Source organism: Mycobacterium sp. DBP42 (assembly GCF_005924235.1).
In the GTDB taxonomy this organism is placed as follows: domain Bacteria; phylum Actinomycetota; class Actinomycetes; order Mycobacteriales; family Mycobacteriaceae; genus Mycobacterium; species Mycobacterium syngnathidarum.
Genome location: NZ_VCMY01000029.1, coordinates 36,598 through 58,776 on the forward strand (window position 1 = coordinate 36,598; position 22,179 = coordinate 58,776).

Sequence of the window (22,179 nt, forward strand, 5' to 3'; positions counted from 1 at the left end):
TCACTCCGTGACCGCGCCGGTCGCCCGCAGCGTTTCGATCTCGTCCGGGGAAAGGCCGATCTCGTCGAGAATTTCGCGAGTGTGCTGCCCGGGCCGGGTAACGACCGATCCCGCGGTTGGCTTCCACGCGCTCATGCGCGGCAGCGGGCCAACCACACCCGGCGCGTCCAGCAACCCTCTGCGCTGCGCTGCGTCGAACGCGTCGGGCAGCGACCTCACGGGAGCCACCGCGGTGTCGACCTCTTCCAGCCGGGCCAGCCATTCCGCGAGCGAGGCAGCGGAGAAGGTCTTCTCGAATGCGGCCCGCAGCTCGCCCCATCGAGACTGGTCGGCATAAGCCGAGATCAGGTCGGGGCGGCCGAGTGCTGTGCAGAGGTTCGCGAAGAACTTCGGCTCCAGAGCAGCCACCGACAGCCATTGCCCGTCGGCCGTGCGATAGCAGTCATAGAAGGGGACCGCCCCCGACAGCAGGCCCCGGCCCCACGACGGATCCGGCGCCGACGCCAGCGTCCACGACTGGACCACCTGCAGCAGGCCGAGCAGCCCCTCATACATCGACACGTCGATGTGAGTTCCCCGGCCGCTGGCCTGGCGGCCCAGGAGGCCGGCCAGGATGCCGAACGCGGCCAGCAAACCTCCTGCGGCGAAGTCGGCCACCACGTTGACGGGTATGCCCGGACGCTGGCCATCGCGTGTCGTCGCCGACAGCAGGCCCGACTCGGCGATGTAGTTGAGATCGTGACCGGCGCGCATCGCCAGCTCCCCGGATTGCCCATAGCCGGTCAGCGAGCAATAGACGATCGCCGGGTTCCGCGCGGCGACCGTGTCGTAGCCCAATCCGAGCCGCTCGCAGGTTCCCGGCCGGAATCCCTCGACGAAGACGTCACTGCGCTGCGCCAGTTGCAGGGCGATCTCCAGGGCTTGCGGTTGCTTGAGGTCCAGCACGAGTGATCGTCGGGAGCGATACAGCGGATTGATGCCCTGTCGGCGCGCGCGCTCACCACCGTAACCGGGTAGCGCGCCAAGACCGCTGCCGCTTCGCGCGGCGGCCGGGGCTTCCACCGTGATCACCTCCGCGCCGAGGTCGCCGAGCAGCATGGTGGCAAACGGCCCTGGGGCCAGCGCGGACAGGTCGAGGATGCGTACCCCGGACAGCGGGCCGGTCGGATCGCTCATGCCGTTCCCTCAGCTGCGCGTTCTGCGGTTGACGGTGCGGTGTCAGCCGGCGTACCTGGCGCCGGCGGCCGATGGCGAGCTGAGGTCCCGTCTTCGTTACGCGCGTGACCTGCCAGGTCCTTGATGGCGATGTCTCGAAGGAGCGCTTTGTCGACCTTTCCGCCGGCATTGGTCGGCAGCTCATCGAGCACGATGAATCTTTCGGGCAGCTTGGCCTTGGCGAGCTGGCGGTCGAGCAGAAACGAGCACAGATCGTCGAGCCGGGGGTGAGAGCCTAAAGCGGGCACCACTGCGGCGCAGGCCCGCTCGCCCAGCCGCTCATCGGGGATTCCCACGATCGCTACGCCAGCCACGTCAGGGTGCTCGAGCAGCAGCTCCTCGACTTCCCGCGGGAAGATGTTGGTGCCTCCCCGCAAGATCATGTCCTTGATGCGCCCCACGATGCGTAGGTATCCGCGGTCATCGAACTCACCGACGTCACCGGAGTGGAAGAAACCCTGATCATCCCAAGCCTGCCGGTCGTAGTCGGGCTCGTTGAGATAGCCGTATGACTTGTTGGGCCCACGCCAGCACAGTTCACCAGCGTCGCCCGGCGGCACGGGGTTGCCGTCCGCGCCGAGCAACACCACCTCGACACCGGGGCAGACCGAGCCGACGGTCGTGTGGCGTAGCTCGTCTGGATCGTCGATCGACGTGATGGCGGGCACTCCCCCATCGGTGGCGCCGTAAATGGTTTGCACGCGGCAGCCCATCCGTGATTCGAGGTCGCGCGCGGTGGACTGTGGCAGCGGGGCGCCCGCGTTGTTGAATCGGGTGAAGTGGGACAGGTCATACTGCTCGAGCGGGAACTCCAGCATCATGATCATCTGGGTGGGCACGGCGGTCGCGTAGGTGCACTGCTCCCGGATGATCAGGTCCAGTGCGGCCTGCGGCTTCCAGGTTTCCAGCAGCGCGGTCGTCGCACCCACCAACAGTGGTGCCAGCACGGGAAAGACGTAGCCGGTCGAGCCCGTGCTGGCCGGTGCGATGGCGGCGGCGACGTCGTCGGCACCGAGGTGGAGGCGGCGGCCCATATGGTGGACGAGCAGGGCGACCAGGTCATTCGAACTCCACACCGACGCCTTGGGGATACCGGTCGTTCCCGACGAGGACATCACGTGTGCGGGCGCATCGGCGCTCGGCCGATGCTCGTCGAGCTCGCCGGCGGTCAGAGGCGCCGAGTTGGCTGCCAGCGATTCCAGCGAACCGCTTCGGGCGGTCAACACGTGTTTGAGGTCGGGCAGCCCGTCACGCAGCGTTTCCGCCAGGCCGACGTAGTCGAAGCCGCCGTTATCGTTGAGGACGATCAGCATCGAAGCCCGTACCGTGCCCAGCAGAGACCGCAGCTCGGCGCCGCGCCAGCCGGTGCTCACCGGCAGGAACAGCGCGCCGATCCTGTTGCACGCCAGGTGCAGTGCCGGCAGCAAAACGCAGCCGGGCAGGTGGATGGCGACCGGGTCGCCGGGCTCGACACCGTGATCGAGCAGGACCCGCGCAAGGCGCAGCGACAGGTCCCTGAGTTGGGCGTATGTCAGCTTTTCGCGGGAATCGATGACCGCAGTCTTTTCGGGATGCCGTTGTGCGTGGTCGTCGACGACGTCCGCGATCGTCTGGTCGCCCCACACGCCGATCTCACGGAAGCGGCCCGGGGCCGAGGCGGGCTGCATCCAAGGAATGTGGCGGTCGATCATATCGTGGCTCCTTCGCAGAGACTGTGTTGTGGACCTGAGTTGGGATGTCGACTGTGCGTGCCGGTGTCGGCGGGCTCCCGGGCGCACCACTCGATACGTGCGGGTCATCCTGGTGTTCGCCCGGCCGGGCTCGGGGTGCCGGCCGCGGCGTCCGTCGGGGCGTCGTGTGCCAGGGGGTGGGCGTGATCGAGCATGGCGGCCAGATCCGGGGTTTTGACCCGGGGGCTTCCTCGGCGCCGACCTGCTTGGATTTCGTGGGAGTCCAGCCGTAGCCATCCCGCCCAGTCCACGACGTTGACTGCGCGGTGCTCGAGCAGTTCGATGACCGTCCGGCGGTGGTCGTGTCTCGGCGGTGCGAGGCCGGGCAGGTCGGCCAGCAGGTTCTTGACGGTCTCGGCGGCGTCGGCTCGATTGGTGCCGATCACGCCACTGGGGCCGCGCTTGGCCCAACCGGTCACGTACTCGCCCGGCAGGAAATGGCCCTGTCCGTCCACTAGGCGGCCCCCTTGGTTGCGGATGGTTTGCGTACCGCTGTCGTAGGGCAAGTCGGCTACCGGACGCACCTGGTAGCCGACGGAATGCAGCACCAGGTTCACGTCGAGCACCTCGTACTGGCCTGAACCGCGCGCCTGGCCGTCGTCGGTCAGTTCGTTGCGTTCGACAACCAGGGCATTGACGTGGTCGTCGCCGAGGATAGCGACAGGGCTCCGGAGGAATCTCAGGTGCAGTCTCCTCGGTTTGCCCTGCAGCGGCCGATCCGCCCACTGCCGCAGCGTTGAGACCATGCGTTCGAGCTGGGGCCTTCCCAACAGCTCGGCTCGCTCGCTTTCGCTCAACGCCAATTCGGTCGGATCGATGATGAGATCGGCGTTGGACAGCTCGCCGAGTTCGCGAAGTTCGACCGGTGTGAATTTCATCTGCGCGGGGCCGCGTCGGCACAGCAGATAGATGTCGGTGATGGCGCTGGAGCCAAGTGCGGTGACGACCCGGTCGGGCACGTCGGTGGCGGCGATCTCCTCGGCGCTGCGCGCGAGCACTCGCGCGACATCGAGGGCGACGTTGCCGGCCCCCACCACGGCCACGCCCCGACCGTGCAGTGGGAAGTTGCGGTCGGCGGCGTCGGGATGTCCGGAATACCAGCCGACGAATTCTTTGGCCGCAAAGCTGCCCGGCAGGCGGCTACCGGGTACGTCCAGCACTCGGGCGTCTTCCGCGCCAAAAGCGTAGATGACGGCGTCGTAAAATCCTCGCAACTCGTGTCGGCTGATATCACGGCCGACAGAGACGTTCCCCAGAAAACGGACCGTGGCTGAATGGGCGGTGAAGGGTGCGCCCAGAACGCGGGCGACCGACTTGATCTTCTGGTTATCCGGCGCGACTCCGTACCGGACGAGCCCGAACGGCGAGGGCAGCCGTTCGAACACGTCTATCTTCACCGGGTGACCCGACTCCACAAGTTCGGTCACCGCGTACAGGCCGGCCGGCCCCGCACCCACCACAGCGATGCGTGCCGGTCCGCGGGCCTCGCCGCCGGGGGCGACGGTGTGCGTCACGCCGACCTCGGAGCGTGCTGACCGGTCTGGCTGCGCGTCAGAGCCGTACATCGATGTGGGGAACCGCATCGGAGGCTAATTGTCATCACGTTATTGAGGTACCTCTTCCCGTTCTCTTCTTCCCGTCCGGCGTACAAAACTCCTGGTCCGTGGCCAGTGAACTGGCAAGACTGCTTGCCGATGATCGGCGGTGCGACAGAATCCAGGAATCGTTTTCCTTGCCAGCGGTGTGGGTATGACCTATGATCATAGTGCTTAATGACATGAGTCACATCAACGATGACTTGTGTCAACACCGACAACGGCGACGGGGCCCTTCGATCGACACAACAGTCTGGGCAGCCGGCGTCGACGCGCGGATCAAGATCGATGTGATTAGGTCGACGAAGGGAGTTTCGTGAAGACTCGGGCAGCCGTGCTCCATGGGCAGAACGAGCAGTTCAAGGTGCAGGAGGTGGATCTCGACCCGCCGGGCCCGCACGAGGTGCGGGTGCGCCTGGCGGCGACCGGCCTCTGCCACAGCGACTACCACCTGGTGACAGGCGATCTTCCGATGCCGTATCCGGTGATCGGCGGCCACGAAGGGGCCGGGGTCATCGAAGAGGTCGGCGCCGAGGTCACGGCGGTCGAACCGGGCGATCATGTGGTGTTGTCGTTCATCCCCGCGTGTGGGCACTGCCGCTCGTGTGCGGTCGGACACTCCAACCTTTGCGACCTGGGTGCCAACATCCTGGCCGGTCCGCAGCTCGACGGGACCTACCGATTCCACGTGGGAGCGCAAGGCGCTGGCCAGATGTGCTTGCTGGGAACGTTTGCCGAGCACACCGTGGTGCCTGATGTTTCCGTCGTCAAGATCGATCGGAGCGTTCCGCTGCGCACCGCAGCCCTGATCGGGTGCGGCGTGCCCACCGGCTACGGGGCGGCAGTCAACAAGGCCAAGGTGCGGCCCGGTGAATCCGTGGTCGTCTGGGGCGCCGGGGGAATCGGCATGAACGCGATCCAGGGGGCCGCTACGTCGGGCGCCCGCGTCGTCGTGGCCGTCGAACCGGACGAGGCCAAGCGCAAACTCGCCTACGAAGTGTTCGGCGCGACACACGTCGTCGATCCGACCGCCGTCGACCCGGTCGACGCGGTGTTGGAGGCCACCTGGAACAGGGGGGCCGACGTGTCCATCGCCACGCCCGGCGTTCTGACCCAGGCGATCCTCGCACAAGCGCTGCAGGCGCTGGGGAAAGGCGGGCGGGCCGTCCTGGTCGCCGTGCCGCCCGCCGGCGCCGACCACCTACCCATCGCTCCCTTCGACGTTGTGATGTTCGAACGCCAGATCCTGGGCACCGTGTATGGCAGCAGCAACCCGTTCTCCGACATTCCCCAGCTGATCGACCTCTATCAATCCGGCAAATTGAAACTCGATGAGCTGGTGACCAACACCTACTCGCTTGATCAAATCAACGAGGGGTACGAGGCCATGCTCGCGGGTCGCAACATCCGCGGGTTGGTCATTCTGTCGGACGACTAGCAGCCCAAGTGGAGAGCTGATTCCGCCCTGCAGTGCAAAGTTGTCTCGGCCACGGCCGCGACGCAAAACCGATAGCCGTTCGTGAAGATTGGAGCGAATTCAACAATGACGACACAACAGCGCAACACCGATATCGATGACGAACGACCCACGCGGCTCAACGCCGAAGCGGCCGACAAGTTCATCGAGCATCTGAGCATGCACGACCGGGAGGTTCAACGCCACCGACTGGCGATCTACGACCGGATGCGTGAAGCATGCCCGGTCGGGCACTCCGTCGAACACGGCGGCCACACCCGAATACCGGCTGGATCCCGACAAGCCACCGGTGTGGCACACCGGTGACACCTGGGGTGTGAAGTCTTTGCCGGTGATCTTCGAGGCCAGGTCGTGACGAGTCCCGTGACCAGCAAATCCGCAGAGGTCACCGTCGATCTCAACCGGTGCATGGGCCATGCCCGCTGCCACTCACTGGCACCTGCGGTTTATGGCCTGGACGACGAAGGAAAGTCCGTCGTGATCGTCAATCCCGTTCCGCCAGAGTTGGTCAACGAAGCAGAGGAAGGCGCGCAGGCGTGCCCCGAACACGCGATCACAGTTCGCTACCACGATTGACAGCTCGTCACCAGCTGACCAAAACCGTCTTACAACCAGCAAAGCGAGACCCAAGATGACAATGACGGCACCGCTGAAATCCGATGTGCGATGGCGCTTCGAGCAATACATCGGCGGGACATGGCGTCCCTCCGTCAGTGGCAAACGCAGGCAGGTCATCGACCCGGCCACCGCGACCGTCGTCGGCGATGTCGCCGACGGAGGGATCGCCGACGTCGAGGCGGCGGTCGCGTGTGCCCGCACGGCCTTCGACGAGGGCCCCTGGGCCGGCCTGGACGTGCGAAGCAGGGTCCGAGCGCTGCAGCCAGCCATCGACTACCTGGTCGAAAACCAGGACGCCCTCCTGGAAGCGGAAATCGCCGAATGCGGATCTCCGATCAAGACGGCGAGCGCTCTGCACGTCGGATTCGCCTTGGCCCACAGCCAGTACTTCCTCGATATGGCCCCAAGCGTGCGTCTGGAGCAGCCATTGGGGTTCCATTCGCCGCCGTTTAGCGTCAGTCACGTCGTACGGGAACCCGAGGGCGTCGTCGCGGCCATCACCCCGTTCAACTTCCCGCTCTTGTTGGCCGTGTGGAAAGTCATTCCCGCACTGCTGATGGGCAACAGCGTCGTGCTCAAGCCCAACCCACGCACGCCGCTGTCGGCGATGCTACTGGCTGAAGCATTGTCGCGCACAGATCTTCCCCCCGGGCAATTCAACGTCGTCACCGGGGACGTCGAAGTGGGCCAATACCTCGTCGAAAGCGCTCTGGTGGACCATGTCACGTTCACCGGCAGCACCGGGGTCGGGCGGAGCGTCGCCGCCGGGGCTGCGCAAACGTTGAAGAACGTCACCCTAGAGCTCGGCGGAAAGTCGCCGTCAGTCATCCTGCCCGACGCTGACTTCGATCTCGTCGTCGACGGCGTGCTGTTCGGCGTCAACTTCTACGCCGGGCAGTGCTGTGAAGCGGGCAGCCGGGTCTTCGTGCCACGCGGGCGCGAAGAGGAACTCATCGACCGGCTGGTGCGGCGGGCCGCCACGATCAGACTCGGAGACACGCGCAACCCGCAGACCGACCTCGGCCCGGTGATCTCGGCCGAGAAAGCCGCCGAGCTGGAGCGCGTCGTCAATGACGCCGCGGCCGCCGGCGCCACAGTGGCGTGTGGTGGTCGTCGTGCCGACATCGGCGACGGCTACTTCTTCCAGCCGACAGTGATCCACAACGTCAACAACGACATGCCGATCGCCCGTCAGGAGCTTTTCGGCCCCGTGCTGTCGGTCATCGGGTACGACTCCGTCGACGACGCGGTGCGCCTGGCCAACGACACGATATACGGCTTGGCAGCGACGGTGTGGTCCACCAACATGGTCAACGCCTACGAAATCAGCCGCCGGTTACGCGCCGGCACGGTCTGGATCAATGACCACCACCAGTTGCGCCCCGACGCACCGTTCGGCGGATACCGGCAAAGCGGCATCGGCCGCGAACTCGGAGACGACGGATTCCTCGATTTCACCGAAGCCAAACACATCTACATGAGCCTGACGAATGATCGCCAGTCGCGCTTCTGGTCCCTAATCCTGCCCGCTGAGGAATAGGAGCGGGGGCCGCCCACCGCCTAGCGTCGCCGACCGCGGTGCAGGTGTCGCTTCCCGCTGGCCCGGTCGACCAACACCTCGTCGGCCAATCATCGTCAGCAACCGCTTCGCCTCGTCCGCGCCAATTCGCTACCCGGCCCTGCAGCGTGTTAACCGCTGTTAGCATTGCTGTTGGCCGCGGTGGGACCACGCGAGTTCAGGGCACAAGCAGGCGACGCCGGCCCATGTGGTTTCACCCAAGAGGAAGGGGCACGGTGAGCGGAGCGATCGTTACTCAACGGACTCGGGGAAGCGAACGTCGTGAGCGGATTCTGGCCGCGGCCGCCGAGCTCATCGCCGAGCGGGGATATCACGCCGTGTCGATGACGGATCTCGGTGTGGCGGCTGGAATCGTGGGACCGGGAATCTACCGGCATTTCGACAGCAAGGCCGCCGTGCTCGCGTCGCTGTTCGAGCGGGTGATCGACGCGCTGCTGGAGCGGGCCTCGACCATCGTGGACCAGGCTCGTGATGAGCGTGAGGCGTTGACTGGGCTGGTCGCCGACCATGTCTCGCTGGTGATCAACGATCGGGAGCTGGCGATTGTCTATTACCGCGAGTTGCATAACTTGTCCGATGAGCAGCGGCGCCGCCTGCGACGTAAGCAGCGACTGTATCTCGAGGAATGGGTGCACGTGGTCGCGGAGTTGCGGCCGGAGCTTGATGAGGCCGACGTCCGCGCGGTCGTACATGGTGCGATCGGCGCGATCCAGTCGATCCTTCACTACCGCGACACCGGCCTGCCCCCCGAGCGGGTCGCTGCCCGTCTGGCCGCCATGGGTTACGCGGTGCTCGGCATAGCAGCCAGCGACGACCTGCCCAGGATTGTGAACGATGACTAACATTTGTGCGTGTGACGGTGTGCGTCGGGACCGCGACAGGAGGAACACAGCCATGGCCGAGGCGCCGGGGGCCGTTCAGCGGCAGGCCTGGGTCGACGGCGTGTTGCCGCCGGTCGAGCAGGTGCGACCGGGATTGTGGTCGATCCCGGTGCCAATCCCGGACAATCCGTTGCGATACGTGCTGGTGTATGCGTTCGAGCTGCCTGACGGGGTCGCCATCGTCGACGCCGGCTGGGACACCGAGGAAGCGTGGACGGCCCTCGTCGAGGGACTGTCCAAGGCCGGATGCGACATCACCGACGTCTCTGCGGTGCTGATCACGCACGTCCACCCCGACCACTACGGATTGGCTGGGCGGGTGCGCGAGCATTCCGGAGCATGGGTCGGGGTGCACCCGGCCGATGCCGCGGTGTTGCCCACCCGCTACGGCGAGGTAGAACCTCTCGTGGCGAGTATGCGGGACCTCTTGGTGGACTGCGGGGTGCCCGAGGTCGAGTTGGACGAACTGAGCTCGGCGTCGCTTGGAATCCGGCAGTTCGTCCGGCAGGCCGAACCGGACCGGTTCATCGACGATGGCGATCGTCTCCCGTTGCCGGGCTGGAACCTGCGCGCGATCTGGACGCCCGGCCATTCGCCCGGGCATCTCTGCTTCGCCGAGCCCGACCGCAGGCTGATGCTGACCGGCGATTGTGTGTTGCCGCGGATCACCCCGAACATCTCCGTGCATCCCCAGCAAGCCGCCAATCCCCTCGCCGACTTCCTCGCCTCGCTGGCCAAACTGCGTGGATATCAACCCGACGAGGTGCTTCCCGCCCACGAATACCGCTTCGACGCGTTCACAACCAGGCTGGACGAACTTTTCGCCCATCACCGCACGCGCCTTGGTGAGATCGAACGCGCGGTGGCCGACTGCCCTGGGGCAACCTGCTGGCAGATCACCACCCGCCTGGGGTGGTCGCGGCCCTGGGCTCAGGTACCCAACTTCATGCGCCGGGCCGCCAACGGTGAAACACTGGCCCATCTGGCGCTCTTGGCGGCAGAGCACCGCGTAGAACCGATGCGTGACACCGTCACCACATGGTGGCCGAAGCAGTGACCCGCGATCCTGTATCCGACGGCCTCGACATTGCGCCTTCAGGCACCGCCCATGTCCGTGGCTGTGCCGTCAGCTCCGACAACACCACAGGCGTGAGGCCGACGGCCGATGTACCGTGTCGCTTCGATGTGCGGGATCTGGCCCGCTCTGGCTACCCGTAGTCGGCGACCACGACGGTGCGGTCGAAACTGTTCTCCGACCACACGCCGATGTGAGTGTGGGCGCAATCGGACATGATGGCGAGATATGCCGCGTTGTCATACCACCGGCTAATCAACTCCACACCGCTGATCGCTAGGGCCGGATTGATCGCCACCGTTTCGGCCACCCGACCCTGGAAACCGGCTGCGTCGGCGCGGTCTTGCGGCGTCGAACCGTCAGACCCGATATCACCGTTGAGGTCGCGATTGTTCAGCACATCCCGGGCGTGCCATTCGGCGGCACGTTGCAGTTGCGGGATGATCGTGACGTCGTTGGTGCAGCCTGCCTGGTGCTGAATGGTGTACACGTTGGCGACCACCGCGTCGTTGAGTCGTTTGTTGTCGCCGTGTGCGATCGGCATGCCAACCACAGCACCGACGGCGACGACCACCACGGCCGGCACGGTCAACAGCAAATGCCGCATGTTCATCTCCTCGACGTCAGCCGTCATCTCTAGGCGGCGGCCAGTCGTGTGCAGCCGAGTTCCTCAGGCGCCAGATCAACGCCGGGCAGAGTTCGTTGACCGACTGGGTGATCAGATAGGAGGCCTGATAGTCGTCGGCGGTGTGGAAATCAGCCTGCAGATCGCCGATAAGCTGCCCGTAGCCTTCGCCGCCGGACAGCTTGTCGCAAATGCCGTAACCGTAGCCTAAGGCCGCGTCGGCGTTCGGAAAGCCGTAGCCGGGCCGCACGGTCACGTTGACCAGATAGGCCACCGGGTCGGCATGAGCGTGAGGTGCCTGCGCAGTTGCCACACCGAGCCCTGCCGCCCAGCACATCGCCATGCATACGGTCTGAATGTTGCGCGGCGCTGTGAATCGAACCCCGATCATGTTGTCAAATCGGCTCGAATTGGGAAATGAGCCATCGGCCATCGTGTTTGTCCAGCGTCACTCGCACGCATGAGGTGGTGCTGGTGGGTGCGTCCGTGCCGACGATGACGGTCTGGTTGACAAAAACAAGGACGACCGCGTGGTTCGCGGTGGCCGACACCGACGCCGCGGCCGGAACGTTGGCGACCGCGGAGATCTGTTTTTGCTTCGCCCCGGGGATCACCACGTCATGTGTTAGCGAGGCATAGGAATCCTTGAATTGTCCTGTCAGTCGGTTTTGGGCGGCGGTCAGATCCTTCTCGGCGGTGTCGGGCTTGTAGGACAGCATCGTGATTGTTCCGTCGGTGGCGGCCCGCACGGACTCGACGCTGGCAAGCTGGGCCTCACGCAGGGAACCGACCTGCCATTTCAGCCCGCCGGCGGCCGCGGCCAGCAGCAGCGCGAGGCCGGGCAGCATCCCGTAGGCGAGCACACGTGACCAGCGGATGCTTCGTTTCATCGTAGCCGGCGTGTGCTCGCAGTCGTCCTCGGTCGCGGTGGGTGTTTCCTGGGCCGAGTCGGTGTCGGTGGGATCGCCGGTACGACGCGATTTCGGCCACCTCACGGCACGAACTCCACGTTAGACACCTTGGGCTGATCGCCGACTTGCTGCACGAAGATGCGCATCCGCCAGGCCCGTGGCCGTTGGTCGGGCACAGCGGCATTCGTCGTCTTGACGGTCACGGCGACGAGCACCTGGGCGGTGCCCGCGGTCTTCGACTCCAGCGCGGCCTCGGTGACCGTGCCGATGGTGGTCGATTTGGTCTGTTTGACCACGGCGATGAACGGCTGTGATCGCTTCGTGAAGTCGTCGTAGAACTGCCCGGTTGCCCCGTCGATGATGCGGCGCACATCGGCGTCGGCGTTCTGCCAATCGATCGTCGTCAGGTTCAGCGCCGCCTGCCTGCCCACCTGCACATACGCATTTCGCTCGGTCTGCGCCTCGTGCAGGTGGTGGAGACGAAATCCCAGCCATCCCGCCAGCGTCGCCAGCGCGATGACGACGGCCACCCCTACCAGCATCGCGGCCCGCAGCGGCGAGCGGGTCGTCCTCGGCTCGCCCGGGGGTGCGGTGTGTGTGTCCTTGCCGTCGGGTCCGCTGCTGGCGTCTTCGGCGGTGCCGGCATCGCCGCCATGCGTCGGTTCAGCACCGATCGGCGCGGACGCGGCGCGTTCATCCGGCATGAGCGTCGAGGTGCGGCCGGCGGTTCTCAGCTGCCCGGTGGTGTCAGCATCGTCTGCCACGTCTTCTCCTTCGGGCCGGTCTGCGCGAGGTCGGATTGGGTGTATTGCTGGCCATCGGGTCCGATGTAGGTGCCCGTGGCGGGGTCGTACTGGGCGGCCGCTACCGGTGGTGGGGGTGGGCTCACGGCAGCGGGAGGCGGCGCTCCGGTCGGCGGTGATCCGGGAGCTCCCTGGGGGATGTCCTGCCCGGACAGGGTGGCGTTGGGGTCGCCCTTCCAGTTGAAGCCGTCGTTGAGCGGCACATACTGCTCGTCGCTTTCGCACATTCGCACCGTGGGTGCGCGTTTGCCGGGGACGGTCTCGCAGGGGATGTTGCGCGCTCCGCGGACGTTGAACGGTGAATCTTGGGGCACCCGGCAGTACACGTCGCCGGCGGGACGCTCCGGGCTGTCCTCGAAGGACGGTGGACGCCGTTGCTGGGTGGGTAGGAATCCGGTGGTGCAGGCCGGTGGGAGGTTGATGTTGAGGTTGAAGCTGATCCACTCGCCACGGTAGTCCTGCTTGGTGTTGGCGTTGGCGACGACACTTCCGCCGCGGATCGCTGCGGCTTGCGGCAGCAGCACGAGGAGTTGTTCGAGGTCGTTTCGGTAGGTGAGGGCGACCTGGCCGACGCTGACCAGGTTGGCCAGCAGGATCGGCAAGGTCGGCTGGAACCGCTCGAAGAGTTGTCGCACCTCGCCGGCGGCGGGGCCGCCGTGGTCGATGATTCCGGCCACCGCGTTGTCATGGGTTTGCAGTTCGGCGGTGACCGTGGCCAGGTTGGCCGCCCATGCCTGGATCGCATCGGAGGTATCGGTCTGCGAGTCGAGCACCGGCTGGGACTGGTCGATCAGCGACGTCAGTGAGTCGAGGTTGGCGCGGGCGTCGATCGACAGCCGGGTGGAGGCCCTGACCAGCCGGGCCAGTTCTGGGCCCAGCCCGCCGACGGCGGTGTATGCCTCGTCTACGGCGGTGTTGAGGTTATCCCGCGGTATCGCCCGCAAGCCGGTGTTGACGGCGGTGAGCAGCTTGTTGATGTCAGGTGGCACGGAGGCGTCCCGCAGCGGGATGACGTCGCCGTTCTTTAGCGGCGGTGCGGTGTCACTGCGGGGCAGCAGGTCGACATATTGTTCACCGATCGCCGACTGGCTGTGTACCTCAGCTTTGACGTCGGAGGGGATGTCGATGCCGGATTTGAGCGACAGCACCGCGGCCACACCGGTGTCGGTGAGGTGCACCGACTGCACCCGCCCCACTTCGGTGCCGCGGTAGGTGACGTTGCCGGTCGCATACAGCCCGCCGGTCTGCGGCAATTCCATCGTCACCGTGTACCGGCCGACACCGAAGAGCTTGGCCGGCAGCTTCATGACGTGCAGCGTCATCAACGAGATCACGACGACGGCAAGCACCGTCAAGATGGCCAGCTGAACCTTCACGCGTTTGTGCAAATACATTTAGCGTCCCTGGTCCCAGCGGTACGGAATGATCAGCGGGTTGGATTGGGTGTAGGGGCTCGGGAGTTGCCCGATGGTGCGGCCCCATTGCAGCTCCAGCTCGGTGAGGTTGCCCTCCCAGCGCGTACCGGTGAAGAGCGCAGAGTCGATGCGGCTGAGCGTGAGGTCAACGATCAGGCTGAGGTTGCCGTAGTCGCCGCGCATCCACTTCTCGACGGTTTCGTTGGGGAACGGATAGGTCGTGTAGAGGCTGAGCGCACGTGTCAGGCTGGGGCCGGCGTTGGCCAGCGCTTCCAACACCGGCCCGATGTCCTTGAGTTCCTTGACCAGATTTTCTTTGGTCTGGTTGACCGTGTCGACGGTCAGTGCGCTGAACTTGCCGAGCTGATCGGCGGCCTCGATGAGGTTGTCCCGCTCGCTGTTGAGCTCGGCCAGCGCATCGGGGATTTTGCGCAGCGCGGTGTCGAGAACGGGTTTGTTGTCGGCGAACTTGCCGACCAGGGTGTTGAGGCTGTCCGTGGCCGCGATGATGTCACCGGTCTGGTCATTGGTGAGGGTGGCGAATTTGTCGAGTTGCTCGATCATGCTGCGCAGGTCGTGTTCACGCCCCCGGAACGCGGTGGAAAACGCCCGGGTGATGTCCTGGACTTGGCCCAGTCCGCCGCCGTTGAGCAGCATGGAGATCGCGGCCAGGGTCTGTTCGGTGGTCGGGTAGGCTCCCCCGCGCGCCAACGGGATCAGCGATCCGTCACGCAGTTTGCCGTCCGGTGGCGCGTCCGCTGGCGGGGCGAGCTCGACGTGCAGCGAACCCAGCAGGCTGGTTTGGCCGAGCTTGGCGGTCGCGTTGGCGGGCAGGTCGACGTCGCCGTTGAGCCGCATGCTCACCAGGGCATGCCAGCCTTGACGCTCGATTCTCGTCACGGTGCCGACGGTCACGTCACCGACCTGCACGCGGGAGTTCGGTTGGATATTGCTGACCTCGGGCATCTGCGCCTGCACGACGAAGGAACCCGGCCCGGCGCCCTCGGTGCCGGGCAGTGCAAGCGAGTTCAGCCCGCGCCAGCCGCAGCCGGGCAGCCCGGCCAGCGTGAGGATGATGAGCAGTTTCACCGCGACGCGGGAGGATTGTCGCGCTGTCATGAGCCGCCTCCGGGGGGGACCATGAGGCCGGGGAGGCCATCGGATGGGTTGGTGGTGACCGGCGTGGGCGGCGCGGCGGCATCCGGCGCAGCAGCCTCGGCGGCCAGCGGCGCAGGCTCGGGCGGGTGGGGCGCGGCCGCCTCGACGGGGGGCGGCACGTAGTCGGGTCGCATCCAGTCCTCGCTGTAGGTGACCTCGTTGGGCCGTGCCGATGCCCCGACGATGAGGTTTTCGCCCAGTGGCGGGAAGTTGTACTGGCGGTTCTTCACGATCGGTGCGAGGTACTGCACGCACAGTTTCGCCGCCTGTTCGGCGCCGAGACGGGAGGCCGCTTGGATCGCGCCGCACAGGAAACTGATCGGGTCGGCGAAGTTGTTGACCGCGATGGCGCCGGTCATCGTACCGCCGGCCGGTTCGTAGATGAAGATGAAGTTCTGCAGCGTCGAGGGCAGGATGTGCAGGGTTTGTTTGATGTCGTCGAGGCTGTCGACCATCGCCGTGGTGACCGAGGCCAACTTGTCCGAGGTGGTGCCCAGCGCATCGCGATTCTCCGCAACGAAACTCTGCACATCGGCGACCACGTCGTTGAGCATCCCGGCCGCCCGACCGACCTTGTCCGGATCGTCGGCCAACAACCCTGTGACGGCGGCCAGGTTCTCATTGAGCTGTCCGAGCAGGCCACTGCTGTCGTGCAACGCCGACACCAGCGTCGCCAGGTTTTTCAGGGTGGAGAAGATGTCGTCGCTGTGGTCGCCGAGGGCCGACAACGCCTGCGACAGTTTGACGACGGTGTCGCGGATGTTCGCACCTTGGCCGCGCAGGTTGGCGGCCGCGGTGTTGATGAACGCGCCCAGCGTGCTGACGCCTCCGGGCTGGGTGGGCCGCAGCAGTTCGGTCAGCCGCTCAACCTGCGCCCGGAAGTCGTCCCACTCGACCGGGACCGCGGTGCGGTCCTGCGGGATCACCGCGCCGTCGCGCATCACGGGTCCGCCGGTGTAGGCGGGGGTCAGCTGGATGGCGCGCCCGGTCACCAGTTGAGGCGACAGGATGACCGCCTTGGCGTCGGCGGGAACCGAATATTTGCGGTCGATCCAGAAGGTGACCTTGACCCGCTGCGGCTGCGGTTCGATCGTGGCGACGCGCCCGACGGGCACACCCAGGATCCGCACATCGTCGCCGGCGAACAGGCCGTTGCTGTTCTGGAAGAAGGCGACCACCGTGGTCTTGGCCGCCGCGCCGGTGCGGCCGAGGGCGACGAATAGCCCGCTGACGAGCACCGCCACGAGGACGGTCGCGGCGGCTGCGCGGATGAGACGCGCCCTGGTCATGGCTGTCCTCCGGGTTGTGCGGGCACCTCACCCGGTGCTGGCACGTAGACCGGGGAGGGTGTCGGCTCGGGTGTGTTTTGCACGCCGGGCGGCGGCGGTGCGGGCGGTCCGGGCGGGGGTCCACCTGGCGGCGGGGCCGGCGGGGGCTCCCGGTACGGATAGCGCGGATCACCCGGCTTGCCCGTGATCGCGTCGGGCAGCGTCAATCTGGGTTCGCCGCCCTGCCCGGTCCGCGGGTAGGGCACCGGCAGCGCCGGGGTTGCGGGCTGGCCGGTGGGGGGGTCGATACGCTCGGAGGGCAGCACGGTGGCCGGGTCGAGCCCGAGATCGGAGAACGCAGCGTCGACGAAGGGCTGCACGAACTGGCCCGGGAGCAGGTTCGCCAGGTATGCCTTGAAGAACGGCCCCGATGAGACGGCTTCGCCCAGCGAAAGCGCGTAGGCGTTGAGCCGCTTGATCGCATCCTGGATGCGCTCTTTGCGGTTATCCACGATGGCCAGCACCCCGTTGAGCTTCTCCAGCGCCGGCCGCAGTTGCTGCCGGTTCTCGGCGATGAACCCCTTCAGTTGCTGGGCGACCGCCGAGATGTTGTTCCAGATCTGATCGATTGCGCTGCTTTGGGTTCGGAGCTCAACCAACAGGGCATTGGTGCTCTTGACCAGGGTGACGATCTGATCGGTGCGCTGGGCCAGTACCGTTGTGGCTTTTCTGGCGTTGGCGAGCAGGTTGCGCAGTTGCGCGTCGCGTTCGTTGAGTGTCTGGGAGAACCGGGCAACCCCTTGCACCGCGTTCCTCAGCTCTGGTGCGGTGCCGGAAAAAGTCTGCGCCAGGGTGGCCAGCGAGTCCGACAGCTGGTCGGTGTTCAGCCCGCTGATCGTGGTGGCCAGGTCGCCGAGGGCGTCGGGCAGCTGGTAGGGCGACACCGTCCGCTCGATCGGGATGGTGGTGGTGAGCTCGCCGTCCCCGCGGGATATGACGTCGAGCACCTTGCTGCCCAGCAGGCTCTTGGTCTTTATCGCCGCCTCGGTGCGATCGCCCAGAAAGATCTTCCTGTCGACGCTGAACGTGACGAGCACGCGTGCCCCGTCGAGTTCCATGCTGGACACTTTTCCCGCGGGAAAACCGGAGACATCGACCGAGGCACCGGTGTGCAGCCCGCCGGCGTCGGCGAAATAGGCCGAATACTCGTTGGCCTGGTTCAGGAAGGGGAGTTTCTGGAAGTTGAGCGCGGCAAGGACGATGGCCGCGACGGCTGCGACGCCGATGGCCCCGATCAGCGGGGTATTGCGTTCGGAGAAGGATTTCATTTCGGCGCACACCGCCCCGTGCTTTGTCCGGCCACCTTGACATACACCGGCTGCCCGCCCTTTCCGTTGAGCTTCAGGATCAAGTCGCACAGGTAGAAGCTGAAGAAGTCGCCGTAAATCCCTTGCCGCGCCAGCGCCTTGTACTTGTCTGGCAGCGTATTTAGGAGGTTGTCGAAGTAGTCGTGATCGGCGACCACGATCCCAGCGGCGCGGTCGGTCTCGTGCACAACTTTCTGGAACGGCTCCCTGACCTGCGTGAGCAGATCGGCCACCGAACCGGCGGCCGCGTTGGTGTGGGCCACTGCGTTAGCGATGTCCTTCTTGCGGCCGGCCAGCCCGTCGATCAGGCCCGACAGCGAGGTGACCGCCTTGTCGAGCTGGTCTGACTGGTCACCCAGTGACCCCAGCACCACGTTGAGGTTGGTGATGACCTGCCCGAACAGCTGATCGCGGTCCGCCAGTGTGTTGGTCAATACCGCGGCCTGGTTCAGAAATGATCCGATCGCGGAGCCTTCGCCCTGAAACGCTTGGATCAGCTGGCCGGTGAGGGCGTTGACCTGATCTGGGTCCAGCGCGCGAAACAGCGGCCGGAAGCCGCCGATCACCGCATCGAGGTCCAGCGCGGGTTCGGTGCGGGCCAGCGGAATCATGTCACCGGGCTGCAATGTCTTGACCCCCCCGGCGCCTTCCTCAAGTGCTAGGTAGCGGTCGCCGAACAGGTTGTCGTACCTGATCACCGCGCGGCTTCCCTCGGTCAGGACGACCGAGTTCTCGGCGGAGAATTCGACTCGTACGGTGGAGTCCCGGTTCACCGAGATGCTGCGCACCTTGCCGACCTCCACCCCGGCGATGCGGACGAGGCTGCCCTTTCTCATATTGGACACGTTGCTGAACTGGGCGAAGTAGGTCTTGCCCACGTCGAACCGGAATTCCGCGAAGACCGCCAGCAGGGCGAACGTGCCGAGGGCACAAACCGACAGGAAGACGGCCAGGCGCCAAATGGTGCCCTTCAGCTGTTTGCTCACACTCTCTCCTGTTCCCTGTCGTTCACGGTCGGGTCACCCGGGCGGCGGCACGGGAGCCGGTATGGCCGCGGTCGGGGCCGTGCCTGGTGTCGGTGGTGGCGGCGGCGGGGGTGGCACCCCGGGCCACAGGGGTGTTCCGCCCGGTCCGTACAGCGGCGCCCCGTAGGGCGGCGCCCCCGGGTAGGGAACCGGGCCGGGCGCCGGCCCGGGCAGGCAGGGCCGGATGCTCGGGGGTTCCGGGACGGCGCGGGTGACCGGGAAGAAGTCGACCCAGCAGGGGTGTCCGATGCCGGGGTTGGGCCGCCAGTCCAGGCCTGTCCCCCAGCCGACGTTGGTGATCAACTGTCGCACCGGCCAGTTCTTGGTCGGGTCGGGCATCGAGCCGCATCCCGGCTTTCCGCCGGGGCCGCCCTTGGCGGCGACGATGGGCAGATTGTCCGGATAGAGAAACGGGTCGTTACCGAACATGAGCGCCGCATCGAACTGGGCCGACCGCCCGTCGGCACCCGCCCACGCCGTGTAGCCGCCGTTGTTGAGGTACCACGTCGCGCCCTGCAGCGCACAGGCGTAACTGGGACTGTACTGCAGCAGCAGGTCCGTCGTCGGCTGGAGAACCTCCACCGACCGGACGAGATTGTCTTTGCTCGCACCGAGCAGGTTGATCCCGGCGGTGGACATGCCGGTGACGTTGAGCAGCAACGCGTCCAGCGCTTCTGCGTGATCCACGATGGTCGTGCTGGTGGTGCTGGCCGCATTCAGAACCGCCACGATGTCCTCTGCGGCACTGCTGTAGGTGTCGTTGAAGCTCTTGAACGAGCGCCAGTCTTGGCGGAGGGTGTCGCTGCGGGCGTTGAGCGCCAGCAACACCTGGTTGAGGTCGGTGGTGGCCTCACCGATGCGTTCGCCTTGTCCGCGCACGGCCTCTGCCACCGCGGTCAGCACGGCGTTCAACTTGGCCGGGTCGATAACCCCGATCAAATCGACGATGTTCTCGAACACGGTGTTGATCTCCGTGGCGACGTTGATCGAGCGCAGCACCGCGCCGGCGGCAAGCCGCTGGACACTCGGGTGCTCCGGCGGGATCAGCTCGACGAACTTGGCGCCGAACGCCGTGGTGGCGTTGATCTGCGCCTCGACGTTGGCGGGGATGTACCGGATTTGATCCGGCTCAATCTCCAACGTGAGGCTCACGGAGTTCTTGCCAGCGGTGATCTGGGCGACGCGGCCGACCTGAACACCGCGCATCTTCACTTTCGCGCCGGTCTCCATCACCACACCCGCGCGATCAGACGTCAGCGTCACCGGCACAAAGGACCTGAAGGTGCCGGCAAAGGTGCTCGAAGTCACGAAGACAAACGCGGCGATCGCCACAAACAGAATCAGCGTCCACCACGCGGAGTGGAACCGGTTCTCACCCGGCCTGGGATTCATCCCCGGTCACCCCGCCAGGTTGAAATTGCCGGACTGGCCGTAGATAGCCAGCGAGACGAATACGATTTCCACCGCCGCGACCACCATGGAGGTGCGCACCGCACGCCCCACGGCCTCCCCGACACCGGCGGGACCGCCGGTTGCGGTGTACCCGTAGTAGGTGTGCACCAGAAGGATCACCACCGTCATCGCGACCGCTTGAAAGAACGACCAGATCAGGTCGGTGGGATTGAGGAATGTGTTGAAGTAGTGGTCGTACACGCCCGAGCCCTGCCCATAAATCGCCGTGGTGCCGGTGCGCGCGGCGAGAAACGCCATCATCACCGCCACGCAGTACAGCGGAATCACCACGATGACACCGGCCAATACCCGGGTGGAGGCCAGATAGGCGACGGTGCGAACACCGAGCACCTCGAGCGCGTCGATCTCCTCGTTGATGCGCATCGCTCCGATCTGAGCGGTGGCGCCGGCGCCAATGGTGGCCGAAAGCGCCACCGCGGTGGTGCCCGGCACGATGAGCCGGACGTTGAAGAAGGCCGAGGCAAACCCCGTCAACGCCTCCACCCCGACGGACGCAAACTGGTTGTAGCCCTGCACCGCGACCAACGCGCCAGTGGTCATCGTCAAGAAGCCAACGATCGCGACCGTGCCCCCCACCACGGCCAATGCCCCAGAGCCCAAACCCATCTGGGCGATGAGCCGCAGCAGTTCGGTCCTGCAGTGGACAACGGCGTCCGGGATGGAACTCAGGGTCGTGACGTAGAACCGTGTCTGTGCGCCGATGCTGTTCCACCCGGCGATCAGCGACTCGAGGGCGCGCCGAAGCCCCGGGTGCAAACTCGAGACGACACTGCTGCTCATGGATCGCCCTTACTGCACCGTGAACTGGATGCCGACGGCAGTGACGATGACGTTGATGGCGAACAGCACCATAAAGGTGAACACCACGGTTTCGTTCACCGCATTGCCCACACCGGCCGGGCCGCCGCCCACCGAAATGCCCTTGTAGCACGCGATAAGCCCGGCCGCCAGCCCGAACAGCATCGCCTTGGTCAACGAGACGACAACATCGGCGGCGCCGGTGAGCACCGTTAGCCCCGCGACGAACGCACCCGGTGAGACGTGCTGGATGCTGACGACGAAGAAAAACGCCCCAGTCAGGCCCACCAAGATCACCGTGGAGGCCAGGGCCAACGACACCGTGGTGGCGGCGAGCACCCGAGGAACCACCAGCGCTTGGATCGGGTTGATGCCCATCACCCGCAGCGCGTCGACCTCCTCGCGAATCGTCCGCGCACCCAGATCCGCACACATCGCGGTGGCGCCCGCGCCGGACACCACCAGAACCGTCACGATCGGGCCGATCTGGTTCACTGTCCCGATCGCGGCGCCGGTGCCGGAGAAATCCGCCGCTCCGAACTCGGTCAGCAGAATGCTGAAGGTCGCGTCCGAAAGTGGGTGTAAAAGCACCGGTCGGTTCGCAGCTTCGTGGGTGAGCATACGGGCTGGGGAACTCAAGTGACAGGCTCTTGCAGCTTGAGCTGGTGGTGTTGGGGATAACGGCGAGCGGGTTCGGTAGCTTGCTGCGGATGCTTTGGCGCGCCCAGGGCTGATGCGTAGGGCCGAGAGATGCTCAGCTGGAGAGGGTTTGGGCGGCGTCGGTCAGTGCGTTGAACGCGGCGTCGAGGCGGTCTTGGCGGCGGCGGTTGGGTTCGTGGTTGGCTTCGGCGGCTACGAACCCGATAAGCTCTTCGAGGTCGTCGGCATTGGTCAGTAAGGCAGCGCCGTTTGGGTGGGCGCGCATGCCGTACACCAGTCGCTCACAGTCGGGGTCAAGCAGCATCAGGTCGCGTAACACGGCGGCGGTCGTGTCGCTGACGATGACCTCCTTGAGGTCGCCGGCAACGCTGGAGCGGCGGCGGCGCAGGTCGTATGGGGAGTCTGCCCAGTTGCTGATCACCCCCTCGTCGTCGCAGACGCTGCACGACCATCGGATCGGCGCCGCCGTCTCGGCCGAGGCGATAGCGATGGTCATCCGCCCGGGG

Annotated in this window: 20 protein-coding genes and 2 pseudogenes; 6 read left to right on the forward strand and 16 right to left on the reverse strand. The window is 65.9% G+C overall.

The window, feature by feature from the left end:
• The 3 genes from E0T84_RS22270 to E0T84_RS22280 all read right to left on the reverse strand — a co-directional run bounded on the left by E0T84_RS22270 (nucleotide 1) and on the right by E0T84_RS22280 (nucleotide 4,528).
• Nucleotides 1-1,176: a CaiB/BaiF CoA-transferase family protein gene (locus E0T84_RS22270; RefSeq protein WP_047040135.1), complete on the reverse strand. Its 1,176-nt coding sequence runs from the start codon at nucleotides 1,174-1,176 to the stop codon at nucleotides 1-3.
• The gene (locus E0T84_RS22275) at nucleotides 1,173-2,906 is read right to left on the reverse strand and encodes an AMP-binding protein (protein ID WP_158230620.1); all 1,734 of its coding nucleotides are present in this window, start codon (nucleotides 2,904-2,906) and stop codon (nucleotides 1,173-1,175) included. Before E0T84_RS22275 ends, E0T84_RS22270 begins: the two co-directional genes overlap by 4 nt.
• Before the next feature lie 104 nt (nucleotides 2,907-3,010).
• Nucleotides 3,011-4,528, reverse strand: a complete 1,518-nt coding sequence (locus E0T84_RS22280; RefSeq protein ID WP_198419699.1) for an FAD-dependent oxidoreductase — start codon at nucleotides 4,526-4,528, stop codon at nucleotides 3,011-3,013.
• A gap of 328 nt (nucleotides 4,529-4,856) precedes the next feature.
• On the opposite strand from E0T84_RS22280, the gene E0T84_RS22285 reads away from it, so the two are divergent.
• The 6 genes from E0T84_RS22285 to E0T84_RS22310 all read left to right on the forward strand — a co-directional run bounded on the left by E0T84_RS22285 (nucleotide 4,857) and on the right by E0T84_RS22310 (nucleotide 10,152).
• Entirely contained in the window at nucleotides 4,857-5,978 is a 1,122-nt protein-coding gene (locus E0T84_RS22285; RefSeq protein ID WP_047040138.1) for an NDMA-dependent alcohol dehydrogenase, read from the forward strand.
• 105 nt (nucleotides 5,979-6,083) lie between these two features.
• Nucleotides 6,084-6,323 (forward strand): hypothetical protein, encoded by a 240-nt coding sequence (locus E0T84_RS22290; protein WP_064895177.1) that lies wholly within the window; start codon nucleotides 6,084-6,086, stop codon nucleotides 6,321-6,323.
• A gap of 57 nt (nucleotides 6,324-6,380) precedes the next feature.
• Nucleotides 6,381-6,593: a ferredoxin gene (locus E0T84_RS22295; RefSeq protein ID WP_064895175.1), complete on the forward strand. Its 213-nt coding sequence runs from the start codon at nucleotides 6,381-6,383 to the stop codon at nucleotides 6,591-6,593.
• A gap of 61 nt (nucleotides 6,594-6,654) precedes the next feature.
• Nucleotides 6,655-8,175 (forward strand): aldehyde dehydrogenase, encoded by a 1,521-nt coding sequence (locus E0T84_RS22300; protein ID WP_047040141.1) that lies wholly within the window; start codon nucleotides 6,655-6,657, stop codon nucleotides 8,173-8,175.
• Between the two features lie 254 nt (nucleotides 8,176-8,429).
• Nucleotides 8,430-9,056: a TetR/AcrR family transcriptional regulator gene (locus tag E0T84_RS22305; protein WP_232530502.1), complete on the forward strand. Its 627-nt coding sequence runs from the start codon at nucleotides 8,430-8,432 to the stop codon at nucleotides 9,054-9,056.
• Between the two features lie 52 nt (nucleotides 9,057-9,108).
• On the forward strand, nucleotides 9,109-10,152 hold the full coding sequence (locus tag E0T84_RS22310) for an MBL fold metallo-hydrolase (protein WP_047040146.1): 1,044 nt from the start codon (nucleotides 9,109-9,111) through the stop codon (nucleotides 10,150-10,152).
• 154 nt (nucleotides 10,153-10,306) lie between these two features.
• Here the strand turns inward: E0T84_RS22310 and E0T84_RS22315 are convergent.
• The 13 genes and pseudogenes from E0T84_RS22315 to E0T84_RS22375 all read right to left on the reverse strand — a co-directional run.
• A pseudogene (locus tag E0T84_RS22315) lies at nucleotides 10,307-10,714 on the reverse strand (CAP domain-containing protein); the annotation flags it as partial.
• A 79-nt stretch (nucleotides 10,715-10,793) separates the two neighbouring features.
• Nucleotides 10,794-11,138, reverse strand: coding sequence for a DUF732 domain-containing protein (locus tag E0T84_RS22320; RefSeq protein ID WP_047040178.1), 345 nt, complete (start codon nucleotides 11,136-11,138; stop codon nucleotides 10,794-10,796).
• Between the two features lie 52 nt (nucleotides 11,139-11,190).
• Nucleotides 11,191-11,790, reverse strand: a complete 600-nt coding sequence (locus E0T84_RS22325) for a hypothetical protein (protein WP_232530501.1) — start codon at nucleotides 11,788-11,790, stop codon at nucleotides 11,191-11,193.
• A complete protein-coding gene (locus E0T84_RS22330; protein ID WP_047040148.1) occupies nucleotides 11,787-12,470 on the reverse strand; it encodes a hypothetical protein in 684 nt (227 codons plus the stop codon). The genes E0T84_RS22325 and E0T84_RS22330 overlap by 4 nt, the downstream gene beginning before the upstream one ends.
• Nucleotides 12,437-13,903 carry an MCE family protein gene (locus tag E0T84_RS22335; RefSeq protein WP_047040150.1) on the reverse strand — a complete coding sequence of 489 codons (1,467 nt, stop codon included), beginning with the start codon at nucleotides 13,901-13,903 and terminating at the stop codon, nucleotides 12,437-12,439. Before E0T84_RS22335 ends, E0T84_RS22330 begins: the two co-directional genes overlap by 34 nt.
• Complete coding sequence (locus E0T84_RS22340; protein ID WP_047040152.1) at nucleotides 13,904-15,043, reverse strand: virulence factor Mce family protein; 1,140 nt, start codon at nucleotides 15,041-15,043, stop codon at nucleotides 13,904-13,906.
• On the reverse strand, nucleotides 15,040-16,371 hold the full coding sequence (locus tag E0T84_RS22345) for a virulence factor Mce family protein (protein ID WP_047040154.1): 1,332 nt from the start codon (nucleotides 16,369-16,371) through the stop codon (nucleotides 15,040-15,042). Before E0T84_RS22345 ends, E0T84_RS22340 begins: the two co-directional genes overlap by 4 nt.
• Nucleotides 16,368-17,678 (reverse strand): MCE family protein, encoded by a 1,311-nt coding sequence (locus E0T84_RS22350; RefSeq protein WP_047328217.1) that lies wholly within the window; start codon nucleotides 17,676-17,678, stop codon nucleotides 16,368-16,370. The genes E0T84_RS22345 and E0T84_RS22350 overlap by 4 nt, the downstream gene beginning before the upstream one ends.
• Nucleotides 17,675-18,703 carry a virulence factor Mce family protein gene (locus E0T84_RS22355; RefSeq protein ID WP_047040659.1) on the reverse strand — a complete coding sequence of 343 codons (1,029 nt, stop codon included), beginning with the start codon at nucleotides 18,701-18,703 and terminating at the stop codon, nucleotides 17,675-17,677. Before E0T84_RS22355 ends, E0T84_RS22350 begins: the two co-directional genes overlap by 4 nt.
• 33 nt (nucleotides 18,704-18,736) lie before the next feature.
• Nucleotides 18,737-20,134, reverse strand: a complete 1,398-nt coding sequence (locus E0T84_RS22360; RefSeq protein ID WP_047040657.1) for an MCE family protein — start codon at nucleotides 20,132-20,134, stop codon at nucleotides 18,737-18,739.
• Between the two features lie 6 nt (nucleotides 20,135-20,140).
• Nucleotides 20,141-20,995, reverse strand: a complete 855-nt coding sequence (locus E0T84_RS22365; protein WP_082131860.1) for an ABC transporter permease — start codon at nucleotides 20,993-20,995, stop codon at nucleotides 20,141-20,143.
• Nucleotides 20,996-21,004: 9 nt separating this feature from the next.
• Nucleotides 21,005-21,574 (reverse strand): annotated as a pseudogene (locus tag E0T84_RS22370) (ABC transporter permease); the annotation flags it as partial.
• A gap of 193 nt (nucleotides 21,575-21,767) precedes the next feature.
• The gene (locus E0T84_RS22375; RefSeq protein WP_019348132.1) at nucleotides 21,768-22,169 is read right to left on the reverse strand and encodes a hypothetical protein; all 402 of its coding nucleotides are present in this window, start codon (nucleotides 22,167-22,169) and stop codon (nucleotides 21,768-21,770) included.
• Nucleotides 22,170-22,179 lie beyond the last annotated feature (10 nt).